The 1,247-nt window shown below is 62.6% G+C and carries 2 protein-coding genes; one reads left to right on the top strand and one right to left on the bottom strand.

The genetic code is table 11. The features are described 5' to 3' along the window. Window positions 1–149: 149 nt before the first annotated feature. Window positions 150–422: a hypothetical protein gene (locus tag EC912_RS19275; RefSeq protein WP_132147735.1), complete on the bottom strand. Its 273-nt coding sequence runs from the start codon at window positions 420–422 to the stop codon at window positions 150–152. A 530-nt stretch (window positions 423–952) separates the two neighbouring features. On the opposite strand from EC912_RS19275, the gene EC912_RS19570 reads away from it, so the two are divergent. Then, on the top strand, window positions 953–1,247 hold a 295-nt coding region (locus EC912_RS19570; RefSeq protein WP_207906902.1), incomplete at its 3' end, for a hypothetical protein.

Here is a 1,247-nt window from a genome sequence, read left to right as displayed (position 1 = left end):
AGGGCATGGGCTGGGCCTCGGACCGCCACAACTTGGCGGTCGAGGTGTAAACCATGTCCTGGCACATCTGTTAACCATGTCTCCGGTCCATACACCTGCGCAGGGACGACGTGAGGGGAGTGGATGCCTTCGACTCTCTATCGCCTGGGTCAGGCAGTCTGAACCGATGCGTCCGCGACATGACCTTTCTCGCGCCAGATCGCCACGACGAACTCCGCCGCCTCGTCGACCAAGCGCCGCACGGCCGTCATGGCCTGCGACATCGACGTCGCATCGAAATCGGCATGGGCCGAAAGCGCCAACTGACTCAAGAGCGCCGTCGAGGCGGTAAGACGCACCTGTGCCGCATCGTGTAACTCGTCCACGGAGAGGGCGAGATCGCCACGGCAAACGGGGCAAGAGGAAATGAGAGGAGAGGACATACACGGCTCCACGTGACCGATGAGCCGCCACCCGCGCATGGCGCAAGGTGGCGGACGTGTCGGGGTCGAAAACCGGCTGTTATTCCAATCCCGGCCAGGCCGAAGCCTGCCCGACACGCCCACCATAAACACGCGGGAGTAAACGCAGGGACCGAAGTCACCTGCGTGGAATAAACAAGATCGGGTTTCGACACCCGGCCATCGAAAGAGTCGACAGCCCGGCAAGCATCGCAATCCGTCACCCGCGCATCCATCCGATTATTCCGAAAAATGCGTGGTAATTGTTTGAGAGTGCGATGAGGCCGCACACCTCCTCACCGTCGCTCCTGCGCAGGCAGGAGCCCAGTGCGGCGTATCGGGTTATCGCGATAACGGTGATTCAGCACTTCCCGCAACCTCGAGGACATCGCGCTCAAGAGCGCTCCTACACAAGACGTGCATGCGAACTGGACATTCCTCGCCGTCACCCCGGCGCACGCCGGGGTCCGCAGCGACCACGTGAGGGCAAGCCCGAACGCTGAAGTGTCCGCTTGAAGGCGACCATCGCCGTCGCGACCACCGACCGCCTCGCTGCGGGTTCCGGCGTGCGCCGGAACGACGATGAGGACAGGTGGATGCTTTCGACTCAAGCCCAAACGCGTACGGTACGCACCGATGCACGACGCTACGGCGAAGAGCTGATCGAGCGTGATCGCGATAACCCACTGCACCGCACTGGGCTCCTGCCTGCGTGTATGGACCGGGGACATAGCGCACAGGTGTGCGGGGACATCGCGCACACTTTACGGCTCCTGGTGCAGGTCGATAACGGTCAGGTGGTGATGG

The organism is Luteibacter rhizovicinus (assembly GCF_004342265.1).
Classification (GTDB): domain Bacteria; phylum Pseudomonadota; class Gammaproteobacteria; order Xanthomonadales; family Rhodanobacteraceae; genus Luteibacter; species Luteibacter rhizovicinus_B.
Note: the sequence above shows the minus strand (reverse complement) of the source record. Positions and strands in the feature narration are given on the sequence as shown.

Coding starts and splice junctions, on each gene's coding strand:
- EC912_RS19275 (WP_132147735.1), bottom strand. CDS start 422: ATGTCCTCTCCTCTCATTTCCTCTTGCCCCGTTTGCCGTGGCGATCTC.